The following is a 13,080-nucleotide window of genomic DNA, read 5'->3' on the forward strand; positions in this document are numbered from 1 at the left end:
GGGCGAGACGACGAACTCCTCGCCGCAGCGGTCCCCATCGCTGTCCTGAAACAGGTGCTCTCATGGTCAAGCTCAAGGTCCCGTCGTTCTCCTCCCCGAAGCTGAACAAGAACCCGGCCGACTCGATCACCCCGCCGAAGAAGACGCCCACCCCGGCCCCCACGCCGCAGGACACGAAGTTCCGCAACCCCACGAACTCGCCCGGGGCGTCGGACCCGAAGTTCCGCAACCCCACGAACTCGCCCGGAGCGTCGGACCCGAAGTTCCGCAACCCCACGAACCTGCCCTCGCAGTCGCAGCGGCCGACGGATGGGTTCGAGGGCAAGAACCCCTTTGGCGGCCGGGGCGGCCGGGCGATGGATGCGCTCTCGAACATCTCGGGCGTCGCCGCGCCCGCGATGGAGACGCTCGCGAACGTGTCGGGTGCGGCCCTGCCGGCGATGCAGGCGCTCTCGCCCATGATGGCCGGCGGGATTCCTGGGGCGGCGCAGCTCTCGCCCATGATGGCCGGCGGACTCCCCGGGGCGGCACAGCTTTCGCCCATGATGGCCGGCGGACTGCCCGCGATGGACACCCTGGCGCCGATGCAGCAGGGCCTGCCCGCGATGGGCGGCTTCTCGCCGATGCAGCAGGGCCTGCCCGCGATGGGCGGCTTCTCGCCGATGCAGCAGGGCCTGCCCGCGATGGACACCCTGGCGCCGATGCAGCAGGGCCTGCCCGCGATGGGCGGCTTCTCGCCGATGCAGCAGGGCCTGCCGGCGATGGACACCCTGGCGCCCATGAACGCGCCGATGCAGAGGGGGATGCCCTCGCTGGACGCGCTCCCGCCGGAGCTTGGGCTCCCGATGGCGCCGCCGATGATGACGCCGAACATGCTGGAGGGCCTGCGGGTGCCGTCGCTGCCGGGGCCGGCCCAGTTCGGGCCTCGCGGGATGCCCCCGGAGGCCCAGAACCTCTCTCCGACGCTCCCCCACGAGACCGCCAATCCCGCGCCGCGCGGGCTGCCCCCGCAGCTGCGGGACATGATTCCGGCCCGCGAGACCACGCCGCGCGTCACGCAGCAGGCCGAGCCGGAGTCCTCGGGCATCCCGAGCGCCAATGACAAGCGTCCGGCCGGGGACAAGCGCTCGGCGGCGCAGATCGTCGACGACTCGCCGGCGCTGAAGAACCTGGGCCGTCAGAAGGACATCAAGTTCGACCTGCTCTGCAAGCAGACGGGCATCGACCCGAAGCTCGACCTGAAGGACGCGAAGCAGAACCCGGACGCGGTGTTCCGCCTGGCCAAGGTGCTGGAGTTCATCGACAGCGCGAAGGCGGCCAACGGTGGGGACCGGGACAACAAGGTGAAGAACGGCAAGGGCGACGGCAACATCGAGGGCATCACCAAGGACGGTGATGCGCGCCACGGCACCGAGGCCGGCATGGTGAAGGACTTCGCGGAGAAGGGTTACTCGTTCCTGGGCGAGCAGAAGCTGCCGGAGACGAAGGACACGCACGTCAAGGCGGACGGCAGTAACAAGGACAACTTCCAGTGGGCCGCGGGTGAGGCGGGCAAGCACCTGTGGTTCCTGCCGGGAGTGAGCAACGTGCTGACGGGCATCGGCAACTCGGAGGGTGGCGTGAAGGGCGTGTTCGAGGGTGCGGCCAAGGGTGCCTTCAACACGGTGAAGGGCGCGGCCGAGGGTGTGCTCGGGGCCGTCACCACGGGCCGCATCAACCCGGCCTCGCTCATCCTGGGTGGCGCGGCGGGCGCGCTGGCCAACACGGAGGCCGCGCCGCAGCCGGTGAAGGACATCGCCAGCATGCTGTGAGCTTGAAGTGAGTCGTGACGCGAGCGGGGGATCTGCTCGGTAGAGGGGCCCTCGGAGCAACCTTGCGGCGGCAGGGAAGCTCCGAGGGTCTTTCTATTTCAAGCGCCGGGGCGTCAGGCGTCGGGTGTCGGCGCACCACCGGCGAGCTTCACGCGAGCGGCCTCCAGGCGCTTGGCGCGGACCTTCCCCGCGACGCCGAGCAGACGCCGGTCACGCTCCCATCGCTCACGGGTGGGAGCATCGACCTGGGCCCACAAGGGCTCGATGGAGGTCAGCGCCCGATTCACCAGCGCCAGTCCACCGCCGAGCGCCACATGCGTCGAGGCCGCCGTCGGATCCGCCTGAGCGAGGCCCCGCATCATCAACGAGAGAGAGAGCAACTCCTCGCGCACGACCTCCGGCCAGCCACAGCGCCGCGCCAGTTGGATGAGCCAGCCGAGGAGCGCGAGTTGGACGTGACAGTCCTCCACGGTGCGGAACGGCTTCAGATAGCGCGTGTAGCCATCGCCCGGGAGCACCTCGCCGTCGGCCACCGCGACGCCTTCGAGCCGCAGCTCGGCGTGTGGCACCTCGGGCACGAAGGGGAGCTCGGGCAGCTCGCTGACGACGATGCCCGCGCGCTTCGCGTCGACCGTCACCATGCGAAGCCGGTTGCGCCCCTGCGCATCCTGTCCTTCCGTCGCGACGACGAGCAGCACCTCCGCGCGCGTGCCCAGCGTGACGAAAGCCTTCTCACCCGTGAGGGAGAAGCCGGACGCGGTGGACTCGAGGCGCGTCTGGATGGCGTTGGGATGGCCGCCCATGGGCTCGGTGGCGCAGAGCGCGACGGGCTTGTCCGCGGGGAGCGAGGGGAACAGGAAGCGGTGCGCGGCGTGGTACCCGGAGGCAAACGCATAGCCGAGCCGGTCCGCGCGGAACCCGCCCGCGAGCGCCAGGTCCGCAGGCGCGGGGAAGCGGGACACCAGCTCCACATGCCGGCGCCACCACGTCTCGACGGAATCGAGCACGACGGGCTCGGACGACTCGGTGAGAAGGAAGTTCAAGATGGAGTTCACGGGGACATCGTACGTCAACATCACCTCAGCCCCGTCCAGGTTGCCCTATAGGAGGAAGGGCAGAGCCATCCAGCTGAAGACCGCCCACATCAGACCCGAGTCGCGAGGAGGCTTTTCCACCAAGTTCCACCTCACCTGCGAGCGACACCGCCATGTCCTCTCCATTGCACTGACGGCGGGACAGGCCAGCGACCTGGTGGGCGTCCTTCCTGCCTTGGCAGGCGTCCGAGTCCAAGGGCGCCGAGGGCGTCCACGTCAGCGCCCGCGCGTGCTGGTAGGCGACAGGGGCTACAGCTTCGGCCCCGTACGTCGGTGGGCGAGAGCTCACCACATGCGGGCTGTCCTGCCCAGCCGCGCAGACCCGCCTCGCTTCAATGCACGGTGTCGGGCGCGATTCGACCTGGCCCTCTATCGCCAGAGCAACGTCATCGAGCGCGCCGTCGGCCACCTCAAGGACAAGCGTGCCGTTGGCACGCGTTACGACAAGCTCGCCGTCAACGACCTCTCCATGGTGCAGGTGGCGCGCATCCGCTCCTACTTGCGCCACCTGCATCCGTCAGACAGGGCCTGGCGCTGGGTGACGTGCGTCGTCGAGGATGGGCGCCCCGTTCGCTTCGAGGCGACAGTGACGCCCCCTTCGATTCGACGCAGCCAGCGAGGTGGGCGATGACCTGCATCGCCGGAGTGGGCCCCCATGGGAAGGTCGTCATCGGCGGGGACAGTGCGGAGGTCGGCGGGTACGACCCCACCGTGAGGGCAGACGTGAAGGTGGTCGTCAACGGCCCGTTCATCATCGGGTTCACCTCCTCGCTCCGCATGGGTCAGTTGATCGAGCATTCCTTCAAACCGCTCCCGGTGCCGAAGAAGCCCGGGTCCCTCGTTCGGTACATGGTGGTGGACTTCATCGACGCCGTGCACGCGCTCCTCAAAGACAAGGGCTGCGTATAGAGGCACTTCGACCAGGAGTCGGGCGGGACGTTCCTCGTGGAGATGTCCGGCCACCGCTGTCGCGTCGACAGTGATTACCAGGTGGGCGAGTCCCGCGACGGGTTCGACGCGGTTGGGTGCGGGTCTGAGGCGGCGCATAGAGCCCTCTTCGAAGCCCGGCACCTCACGCCTGAGGCGCGGGTGTGAATCGCGCTCCGCGCGGCAGAACGTTGATGTGCCGGCGTCCATGGTCCCTTGCTCATCCAGTCCACGTGATGAGAAAAGTCGGCCCTAATTGCTCACAAATCCGCCGGGGTTACGCTTGTCATACCAAGGCCGCCAAGGAGGCGTGCCAATCAGCCCCGCAAGAGAGGGAGTCAAATCATGGCGTGGTACATTGTGACGTATGACCTGAGCGACAGACACCAGCAGGTGAAGGACAGCCTCAAGGCGAAGGGGTTTTCGGATAAAATTCCACCTCGCCTTGGTAGTTGGCGGGAGAGCCTTCCGAACACGACGCTACGGGTTGAGGGAGCATCGGCCGACGAGGTCGCTAGGCGATTCAAGGAGGCGATGCCGGTGGATGCACTCTCATTCAAGTACGGCTCGCCTCTCAAGAGGCTCTTCGTGGTGGAGGACGGAGGCGACTACTACATCGGCGAGTAGGCCCCCTACTCATTGGGCGGCCACTCGCCTTCCCAACGGGTAGTCGTTCGCGCAGGCAACGCATGAGCATGTCGAGGACGGACGGGCTGGGGAGTCGCTCGCAAGGTCGCGCAAGGGGCGCGCCCATTCAATGGAATCAACTGTGGCCCGGAAGAAGGCCGTCGCGGTCGAAGGCATCAAGGCTCGGGATTGGTGGATTGATTTGCCTGCCAAGCCCTCCCGGCGTGCATTGCCCAATCGGATGTGATTGCGGCGGCCCCTCAGTCGTTCAAGACCGTTGCCGAACTCGCATACAAGCAGGCGGACGCGATGAAATTGGCCAGCGAGCCCCAGGACGAAGACCCGGCGCTGAAAGCCCACAAGCTGGATGCCGCAAAGGCCCTGGCAAGGGATGCGTGGCGGACTCCGTAGCCAGTTGCCTGACACGACTTTGGTGGTGGAGGGCACGTCTGTCGAGGCCGTGATGGAGGAGTTCAAGGACTTGGCTGAGTCGGTGTCCCAGACCGAGGACGTGGTCGAGCGTGTGATTGTGATTACGCTGGGCGTCTACGTCATCACTGCCGAATCGGTGGACTAATACGACTTGGGCACATCCGTGAAGGCAGCTCAGGCGGAGTTCTGGGTCTGATGGCCCTTGGAGTTACACCGGTCTCCTGGCTCTCCCGAGGGGCTCCACACAATGTGAGGGAGAGCCACGAGCCCGACGCAACTCCACTCGGCACGGATGTCGCGGCGGCGGACTTGCTCGGGAGTCGGGGCGGGCGATAGCGGCGCATGAGGGCCTCCTCACACGAGAAGGGGCGCCTGAAGTGCCCGATGGTGGTTCGCCGCTGGTGTCCTGCTCAATGATTGACGCCTACCACTCCCTGGCGATGGCCCATGTCTGCATTCCATGCTCTCCTTTGAAACCGGGGGCTGCATGAACGCAATCTGGAAGCGGATGTGGGTGGCAGCCGCATGGCTGCTCATCGGTTGCGCTACGACCGACTCTGGCCATGTGGCACTGCTCGGCGACGAGGCCGGGCCGTCCGCCTCGGAGTGCGCGGCGGAGGCCGACGAGGCTGGCTGCACCGTCGTCGCGTGCGAAAGCGAGACGTGTGGCCTCTACAGATGCGAGGACGTGGCCTCACCGCCGCTGGCGCTGCGCGGGAGTGCCCCCGCGAGGGCCGCGCGAGCCCCGCAGCGCAACTGGCTCCCCTCGATGCCCATGGCCGGCCGGGAGCCGGTCATGGTCTTCAAGTGGAATCGCGCCGAGGAATTGCCCAGTCAGGCCCGGCTGCGGAAGGCCTATTCGGAGTGGGCATCCCGTCCGAAAGAGAAGCACCACATCTTCCCACGGGCGCTAGAGGGGTACTTCGCGGAGCGCGGCATCAACATCCACGAGTACGCCCTCGCCATCGACGTGGCCCACCACAAGCGAATCCATGAGGGCCAGTACGGTGGCCCCTGGAACAGGGATTGGCGCGAGTTCATCGCGAGGGTCGAAGAAGACGGGAGCCCCGCGAAGAGGTGGGAGTTGATGGAGCAGGCGGGCTACATGGTGCAAAAGTACGGGCTCGTGGGCATGCCCATGTCGTACTGGCAGAAGCTCGGTGACTGGAGCCTCGCAGGAGACGGAGGGAAGTGATGCGCTTCTTTCGGCTAAGGACGTCCCTCGCGGGCACGAAGCACCAGGGCAGCTACATCGCGAAGCGGCGATGGCGCCTTCCCGGCGCGGTCTGCCCGACGTGTGCTGGCGAGTACGCGTCCTTGGGGGTGGATGCCCCGACAGTGGACCTGTCGGCCCACCCCGGAGAGAAGGAGTACCGCAAGGCTCGGCAGGTGCCCTGGGCGGAGTACGTGAGGCTCCGTGATGGCGTACTGCCGTACCTGCCAGAGGGCACCGTGGTTAAGCCCGGAATGGGCCTGGGGCCCCTCGTGGGGAGGACAAGCGGCAGTCTCCCGCCGCTCGTTCTGCAGGACCCGTGGACGCTGCTGGTCCACGGCGATGTGCTCGAGCAGATGACCGCGGCGGGACTCACGGGGCTCAATCCCACGGAGAGCCGCATCGCTGGGAACAAGCGCGGGCCGCTCTATGAGTTGGGGCTCGCCCACCAGGGCGCACTGGGCGCAGGGTGCCAGCGCGTCTACCACGGCGAGCCGTGCGTCACGTGCGGTCAGGCCGAGTACAACACCCCCAAGCCGTGGTGGCTCGACGAGAGCACCGTGCCGACGCTCGACGTGGCCCGGTTCGCCGTGATGCCGATGGTCATCCTCGTGAGCGAGCGCTTCGCCGAATTCGTCGCGCGGCTCGCCGAGAGCGGCGTCACGGTCGAGGATGTGATGGGCCCGCCTGCGCCGAAGCCGGCGCGCAAGGGTGCGCCGCCGGAGCCTCTGGTCATGTGAGGACGAGTGGCCGCCCCCTGAATGGACGCGGCCCACCCTCCTACCCCGTGGAGGTGGCGCTGGTCACCGCGCTCGTGCGAGTTCCCGCGCATCCACCAAGTCCGGCGCTGCGAGTGCGTCGAGGACTCGGTCACGCGGATGGCAAGGGTGCCCACATCGCATACCTCGTAGTCCGTCTGCGCAACTCCGGCCAATTCGGACTCATCGTCTCAGCAGTTATCCGCGCTCGGGACGCGGTCGATGGGTTCCTCCATGAACCTGGGCGAGACCCGACAACACCGTTGCCGGGCCTCATCCACCACGCCTCACCCCGCCAGGCGCTTGCGACCACCTGCGGACTTCTTGCCCTTCGTCGACTTCGCTGGCTTCGACGTCTTGCCCTTCACGGGCTTCTTCGCCGAGCGCGTCTTGGATACGGACTTCGTCCCCGACTTCGTCCCCTTCTTCGCACCAGACTTCTTCTTCGCGGACTTCGCCTTCTTCTTCGCGGGAGCGGGCTTCACCGGGGCGAGGATCGTCCCCCGGCACTTGGGCGAGCCACAGCGGCACACGTACAGCGCCTCGGACTCCGCATCCATCTCCGGGGTGCGCTCGTAGGCGTAGTCGTAGACCAGCTCCTCCCCGACCTCGATGTCGCGCAGGGCGAAGATGTAGATGCGCTTCTTGTCGATGAGCGCCTCGCAGTTCGGATCACACGAGTGGTTGATGTAGCGCGACTCGTTGTGGAGCGTGCCGGCGTCGAGCACCGTCTTGCTGTCCAGGTTGAACAGGAAGGTGTGGTGGCGGCCCATCGCCTCGTCGTCGTAGCGGCGGTCGGCCTCCGCCTGGTTGATGCGCTCACCGACGTACTCGATGAGGCGCTCATCCTTGCGGATGCGACGCGTGGCGAAGGCGCCCGTGCCCTGGATGGACGACGGACGCAGCTCGAAGGGGAGAGGCTTGGAGGAGGGAACGAAATTGGGGGATGTCATGCGGAGTATGAGCGGCCCGGAGTTCACGTCGGCCGGGACGCTCCATCAACTGCCGGTGTAGCGTGCACCAGTCGGACTCTCGATGAAAGGCGCACGATGATGCGGTGGTGGCTCGTCCTGGGTGCTGTGAACGCGTTCCTGTCCGTGGCGGCGGGAGCTTTCGGGGCCCATGGCCTCAAGTCCCGGCTCTCCCCGGACCTGCTCGTCATCTTCGAGACCGGCGCGCGCTACCACATGTACCACGCGCTCGGCCTCGTCGCCGTCGGCCTGCTGGGCACCCTGCGCCCCGCGCCCCTGCTCAATGGTGCGGGCTGGGCCATGCTCGTGGGCATCCTCCTGTTCTCCGGAAGCCTCTACGCGCTCGCGCTCTCCGGCGTGCGCGCCCTGGGCGCCATCACCCCCCTGGGCGGCCTGGGCTTCCTCGCCGGCTGGGCCCTGCTCGCCGTCGCCGCCTGGCGCTCCACGCCCTGAGCCGCCCGAGTCATTCGCGAACCAGCGGCGGCATCGGGTACATCAGGTCCAGCTCCCGGTTGTTCCGGATGCCGCACGCCTCGCGCTGCACCATGAGGTTCCACCGCTGGACCTCCGCCTCCTTGCGGACCTCCCGGTAGCGCGCATGGCGCGCCGCACGCGCCGTCCCCTGGGAACTCAGCAGCTCCCGCTCCGCGAGGGCCAGCGCCGCGAGCGCCTTCTCCAGCTTCTCGCCGGTGCGCCTGAGCGCGGACGCCTTCTCCTTCTGGAACTCGACCTCGACCGGCAACAACGCGTTGACGTTCTCGTTTCGGGCCATGCCCTCCCTCTAACCATCCGCGCGCCCACCGGCAGCGCCGTCGATGAGCCCCGCTGAAGCGGCCCCTCAGCCCCGCTTGTCCCCACACCCCCCGGGCGGCGAAGTGGCCCCTCTCCTGGTGGCGCGTCATCATCCCCTCCCCCACACCCACTCCCCGGCACCGCCATGCGCGCCCTCCTCCTCGCCCTCGTCGTCACCACGGCCTCGGCCCAGCAGCCCGCGAGCCCCACGCCGCCCAAGAGCTACGTGCTCCGCCCCACGAGCGTCTTCGACGGCGTCACCGCGAAGCCCCACGCGGGCTGGGTGGTGGTCGTCACCGGTGAGCGCATCACCGCCGCCGGCCCCGCGGGCCAGGTCCAGGTCCCCGAGGGCGCCGAGGGGGTCGACCTCGCCGGCGCCACGCTCCTGCCCGGCTTCATCGAGGGCCACTCCCACCTCTTCCTCCACCCGTACAACGAGGCGAACTGGAACGACCAGGTCCTGAAGGAGGCCCTGGCCCTGCGCGTGGCCCGCGCCACCCAGCACGCGAAGGCCACGCTGCTCGCGGGCTTCACCACCGCGCGCGACCTGGGCACCGAGGGCGCGGGTGACGCGGACGTCGGCCTCAAGCAGGCCATCCAGCAGGGCATCATCCCCGGCCCCCGCCTGCTCGTGGCCACGCGCTCGCTGGTGGCCAGCGGCACCTACGGCCCCAAGGGCTTCGCCCCCGAGTGGCACGTCCCCCAGGGCGCCGAGGAGGCCGACGGCGAGGACACGCTGGTGCGCGCGGTGCGCGAACAGATGGGCCGGGGCGCGGACTGGGTGAAGGTCTACGGCGACTACCGCTGGGGCCCCGGTGGCGAGGCGCGCCCCACGTACTCGCTCGAGGAGCTGAAGCGCATCGTCGACACCGCGCGCGACGGCGGCCGCCCCGTCTCCGTGCACGCCAGCACACCCGAGGGCATGCGCCGCGCGGTGCTCGCCGGCGCGGAGAGCATCGAGCACGGCGACGGCGGCACGACGGAGGTCTTCCGCCTCATGGCCCAGCGGGGCGTCTTCTTCTGCCCCACGCTCGCGGCCGGCGACGCGCTCTACCGCTACCACGGCTGGAAGAAGGGGGTGGACCCGGAGCCCGCCGCCATCCAGGCCAAGAAGGTCAGCTTCCGCGCGGCGCTCGCGGCCGGGGTCCCCATGTGCGTGGGCGGGGACTCGGGCGTCTTCGTGCACGGAGAGAACGGGCGCGAGCTGGAGCTGATGGTGGAGTACGGCATGACGCCGGTGCAGGTGCTCCGGGCGGCCACGTCCGGCAACGCGCGGATGCTGCACCGCGAGGACTCGCTCGGGCAGGTGAAGCCCGGGCTCCTCGCGGACCTGGTCGCCGTGGACGGAGAGCCCACGAAGGACATCTCCGCCGTGCGCCGCGTGCGCTGGGTGATGAAGGGCGGCGTGCCCTACCGTCGCTGAGCGGCGAGCCCCACGCTCGCGGGGTCCACCGGCTCCGTCGCCGCGGGGATGAAGTCCACCGACGGCACGGAGGCGTCCGGCGCGGAGGCGCTCACCGAGGCCCGGCGCCACGCATCACGCACGAGCAGCACCGCCGCGGCCATCAACAGCCCGTTGCGCGTGAGCAGGAGCAGCGTCTGCGGGATGCCCAGCCCATGCTTGTACGTGGGGCCCACGAAGACGCCTCGCGACAGGATGGCCGCCACCAGGACGAGCACCGCCACCGAGCGCGAGCCGGACAGGAGCGACAGCGCCGCGGCGCCCATCAGCCACGTGAGGAACTGGGGACTGATCACCGGGTTCAGGATGATGAAGGCCACCAGCGGCCCCAGCGCCAGCCGGGCCAGGTCCTCCACCCGCTCCGGCATCTTGCGGCGCACCGACCACATGCCCAGCGCGGCCATGCCCAGCGAGCCGGCCACCCACAGCCAGCGCGTCGTCGCCCTCACGCCCTCGGCCACGGCGCCGTGCAGCTCGTACGCCGCCGGCGCGTGCACCCAGAGCACCCCCTTCACCAGCCCCAGGTGGTGCGCCGCCCACAGGAGGGACGCACCCAGCGACTCCACCTGCAGGCCCCGGTCGACGTGGAACGACGCGAAGCCCCACCACGGCCACACGAAGCTCAGCGGCACCAGCGGCGCCACGCCCAGCGTCAATCCCATCACCAGCTTGCCCAGCGTGCCGCGCTTCCAGCACACCGCCACCGCGAGCGGCACCAGCACCACGGGGTAGAGCTTCGTCACGATGCCCACCGCGAGCGCCAGGCCCGCGAGCGCGTCCCGCCGCCGGGCCAGCGCCACCAGCGCGCCCAGCGTCAGCACCGCGGGGATGAGGTCGTAGCGCTTGAGGTAGTAGAGCGCCGCCGCCCACGACGTCACCGAGTACGCCAGGCACGGGACGACGGAGCGCCACTCGCGGCCCCAGCGCCGCGCGCCCTCGCGCAGGAGCGTCCACTTGATGAGCCCGTCCATGATGGCCAGCTGCAGGCCGAACACGGGGACGAACTCCCACTGCGTGGAGCGCAGCCACGCGGCCGGCACGAACCAGAGCAGCGCGTAGGGCGGATACTCGAAGCGGAAGTCCTGGTTGGGCGTGGCCCCGGTGAGGAACGCGCGCGCCGTCCGGAAGTAGAGGTCCAGGTCACCGACGCGCGGCGAGAACGCGTACACCACGAGCGGCGTCACGCCGACGAGGAGCGCGACCCAATGCCAGGGGCCGAGGCGGACACGGGAATCAGCGGGGAGCGGCGGAGTGGGGGCGGACACGCGAGCGCACTCTGTCCAATCCCGGCCATCCTTGTCGAGACATGCCGCCGCCCCGCCCGGCGGGCGTGCGAGGAGGCAAGGCCCACCCGGGTTACGAACGCGCCACGGGCAGCGCCTTCACCAGCGTGAACAAACGCTCGACGTCGGCCCGGGCGCACAGGTCGGTCCCCTGGGACAGGAGCGCCGCGGTGCCGGAGGCGATGCCCCAGCGCAGGGCCTCCTCCAGGGACTGTCCCCGGGCGAGCGCCAGGGTCACCCCGGCCACGAAGCTGTCCCCGGCTCCGACGGAGCTGTGGGTCTCCACCGGAGGCGGCGAGGCGCGGAGCTGGACGTCGCGGGAGGTGAGCAGCGCGCCATCGGCGCCCATGGACACGGCGAGCACCTCCGCGCGGCCCCGGGCGACCAGCTCCCGGGCGGCCGAGGCCTGGGCGTCCAGGTCCTCCACCTGCATGCCCGTCAGCTCCCGCAGCTCGCGGCGGTTGGGTTTGGCGAGGAACACGCCCTCCTCCAGGGCGGCGGCGAGCGCCTTGCCGCTGGTGTCCACCACGCAGCGCACGCCCAGCTTCTTGGCGAGTCGCGCGACGCGCGCGTAGAAGTCCTCGGGGACGCCCTGGGGCAGGCTGCCGCTGGCGACGATGAAGGCGGCGCCCTGGGACACCTCGCCCACCGCGTCCAGGCAGCGCTGCCATTCGCGCTCGGTGAGGACGGGGCCGGGGAGGATGAAGCGGTACTCGCGGGCGCTGTTGCCCTCGGCGACGGTGAAGCTCTCGCGGGTGGAGCCCTCCACGGGGATGGAGCGGCGAAGGAGGCCCTTCTCCTCCAGCAGCTCCTCGAGCAGCAGCCCCGTGGCGCCGCCGCGGGTGTAGACGGCGATGGACTCACCGCCGAGCTCGCGCACCACGCGGGCCACGTTGATGCCGCCGCCGCCCGGGTCCCTGCGCACCGAGCCGCAGCGCAGCTTGTGCTCCGGCGTGACTTCCGGCACGGACGTCGCGACGTCGATGGCGGGGTTGAGCGTCAGCGTCACGATGTGAGCCATGTGCGGGGTCTCCAGCAATCAGAAGGGGACGTCCCCACGGGGACGCATCGCGACAGAGTGCCCCAGCGGACGCGTCGGGCGCCAGCGAAGCGTTGTCACGGCGTGCGAGGGGTGCGAGAAGCGCCCCATGCCCGCATCACGGCGACCCACGCGCGAGGAGCTCGATGCCGCCATGGGCCACACCATGCCGGACCTCATCGGCCCGGGGTTGCGCGTGCTGTTCTGCGGCATCAATCCCAGCCTGTACTCGGTGGTGGTGGGGTACCACTTCGCGCGCCCGGGCAATCGCTTCTGGCCGACGATGCACCAGTCGGGCTTCACGCCCCGGCAGTTGTCGCCGTCGGAGCAGGGGGAGCTGTTGGACTTCGGGTTGGGCATCACCAACGTGGTCGACCGGGCCACGGCGACGGCGGACCAGCTCGACGACTCGGAGCTGAGGTCGGGCGCGAAGTCCCTGGAGGCCAAGGTCCGTCGCCATCGGCCGCGCTTCCTCGCGGTGCTGGGCGTGGGGGCGTACCGCACGGCCTTCGCGAGGCCCAAGGCGAAGCTCGGGCTCCAGCCGGAGACGCTCGGCGCCACGCGCCTGTGGGTGTTGCCGAATCCCAGCGGGCTCAACGCTCACTACCAGCTTCCAGACCTGGCCAGACTCTTCGCGCAGCTCCGCCAAGAAGCGGATGAAGCCTGACGCA

15 protein-coding genes are annotated in these 13,080 nt (G+C 69.4%); 10 read left to right on the plus strand and 5 right to left on the minus strand.

What is annotated here, in order from left to right; genetic code table 11:
- Positions 1-62: 62 nt before the first annotated feature.
- Positions 63-1,811 (plus strand): hypothetical protein, encoded by a 1,749-nt coding sequence (locus OWM54_RS06215; protein ID WP_267696882.1) that lies wholly within the window; start codon positions 63-65, stop codon positions 1,809-1,811.
- A gap of 113 nt (positions 1,812-1,924) precedes the next feature.
- Here OWM54_RS06215 and OWM54_RS06220 read toward each other — a convergent pair whose 3' ends face one another.
- Positions 1,925-2,866: an acyl-CoA dehydrogenase family protein gene (locus OWM54_RS06220; RefSeq protein ID WP_267696883.1), complete on the minus strand. Its 942-nt coding sequence runs from the start codon at positions 2,864-2,866 to the stop codon at positions 1,925-1,927.
- Here OWM54_RS06220 and OWM54_RS06225 point away from each other — a divergent pair.
- From OWM54_RS06225 to OWM54_RS06250, 6 genes are all read left to right on the plus strand, one after another.
- The gene (locus OWM54_RS06225) at positions 2,856-3,536 is read left to right on the plus strand and encodes a transposase (RefSeq protein ID WP_267701096.1); all 681 of its coding nucleotides are present in this window, start codon (positions 2,856-2,858) and stop codon (positions 3,534-3,536) included. The genes OWM54_RS06220 and OWM54_RS06225 overlap by 11 nt on opposite strands.
- Positions 3,533-3,814 carry a hypothetical protein gene (locus OWM54_RS06230; RefSeq protein ID WP_267696884.1) on the plus strand — a complete coding sequence of 94 codons (282 nt, stop codon included), beginning with the start codon at positions 3,533-3,535 and terminating at the stop codon, positions 3,812-3,814. Before OWM54_RS06225 ends, OWM54_RS06230 begins: the two co-directional genes overlap by 4 nt.
- 363 nt (positions 3,815-4,177) lie before the next feature.
- Positions 4,178-4,459 carry a hypothetical protein gene (locus OWM54_RS06235; RefSeq protein WP_267696885.1) on the plus strand — a complete coding sequence of 94 codons (282 nt, stop codon included), beginning with the start codon at positions 4,178-4,180 and terminating at the stop codon, positions 4,457-4,459.
- 415 nt (positions 4,460-4,874) lie between these two features.
- Complete coding sequence (locus tag OWM54_RS06240; protein ID WP_267696886.1) at positions 4,875-5,036, plus strand: hypothetical protein; 162 nt, start codon at positions 4,875-4,877, stop codon at positions 5,034-5,036.
- 315 nt (positions 5,037-5,351) lie between these two features.
- Positions 5,352-6,086 carry a TIGR02269 family lipoprotein gene (locus OWM54_RS06245; RefSeq protein WP_267696887.1) on the plus strand — a complete coding sequence of 245 codons (735 nt, stop codon included), beginning with the start codon at positions 5,352-5,354 and terminating at the stop codon, positions 6,084-6,086.
- Positions 6,086-6,844, plus strand: a complete 759-nt coding sequence (locus OWM54_RS06250; RefSeq protein WP_267701097.1) for a double-CXXCG motif protein — start codon at positions 6,086-6,088, stop codon at positions 6,842-6,844. Before OWM54_RS06245 ends, OWM54_RS06250 begins: the two co-directional genes overlap by 1 nt.
- 305 nt (positions 6,845-7,149) lie before the next feature.
- Here OWM54_RS06250 and OWM54_RS06255 read toward each other — a convergent pair whose 3' ends face one another.
- Positions 7,150-7,815: an SET domain-containing protein gene (locus tag OWM54_RS06255; RefSeq protein WP_267696888.1), complete on the minus strand. Its 666-nt coding sequence runs from the start codon at positions 7,813-7,815 to the stop codon at positions 7,150-7,152.
- Positions 7,816-7,911: 96 nt separating this feature from the next.
- Between OWM54_RS06255 and OWM54_RS06260 the strand changes: the two genes are divergently transcribed.
- Positions 7,912-8,286 carry a DUF423 domain-containing protein gene (locus tag OWM54_RS06260; protein WP_141326455.1) on the plus strand — a complete coding sequence of 125 codons (375 nt, stop codon included), beginning with the start codon at positions 7,912-7,914 and terminating at the stop codon, positions 8,284-8,286.
- Between the two features lie 10 nt (positions 8,287-8,296).
- Here OWM54_RS06260 and OWM54_RS06265 read toward each other — a convergent pair whose 3' ends face one another.
- Positions 8,297-8,605 carry a hypothetical protein gene (locus tag OWM54_RS06265; protein ID WP_141326453.1) on the minus strand — a complete coding sequence of 103 codons (309 nt, stop codon included), beginning with the start codon at positions 8,603-8,605 and terminating at the stop codon, positions 8,297-8,299.
- Between the two features lie 165 nt (positions 8,606-8,770).
- On the opposite strand from OWM54_RS06265, the gene OWM54_RS06270 reads away from it, so the two are divergent.
- On the plus strand, positions 8,771-10,048 hold the full coding sequence (locus tag OWM54_RS06270; protein WP_267696889.1) for a metal-dependent hydrolase family protein: 1,278 nt from the start codon (positions 8,771-8,773) through the stop codon (positions 10,046-10,048).
- Here the strand turns inward: OWM54_RS06270 and OWM54_RS06275 are convergent.
- Positions 10,036-11,352, minus strand: coding sequence for a glycosyltransferase 87 family protein (locus tag OWM54_RS06275; RefSeq protein ID WP_267696890.1), 1,317 nt, complete (start codon positions 11,350-11,352; stop codon positions 10,036-10,038). The two genes, OWM54_RS06270 and OWM54_RS06275, sit on opposite strands and share 13 nt — an antisense overlap.
- Positions 11,353-11,443: 91 nt before the next feature.
- A complete protein-coding gene (locus tag OWM54_RS06280) occupies positions 11,444-12,391 on the minus strand; it encodes a 1-phosphofructokinase family hexose kinase (protein ID WP_267696891.1) in 948 nt (315 codons plus the stop codon).
- A gap of 127 nt (positions 12,392-12,518) precedes the next feature.
- On the opposite strand from OWM54_RS06280, the gene mug reads away from it, so the two are divergent.
- Positions 12,519-13,076 carry a G/U mismatch-specific DNA glycosylase gene (gene mug, locus OWM54_RS06285; protein ID WP_324289052.1) on the plus strand — a complete coding sequence of 186 codons (558 nt, stop codon included), beginning with the start codon at positions 12,519-12,521 and terminating at the stop codon, positions 13,074-13,076.
- The last annotated feature ends 4 nt before the right edge of the window (positions 13,077-13,080 follow it).

The organism is Myxococcus sp. MISCRS1 (assembly GCF_026626605.1).
GTDB classification, from domain to species: domain Bacteria; phylum Myxococcota; class Myxococcia; order Myxococcales; family Myxococcaceae; genus Myxococcus; species Myxococcus fulvus.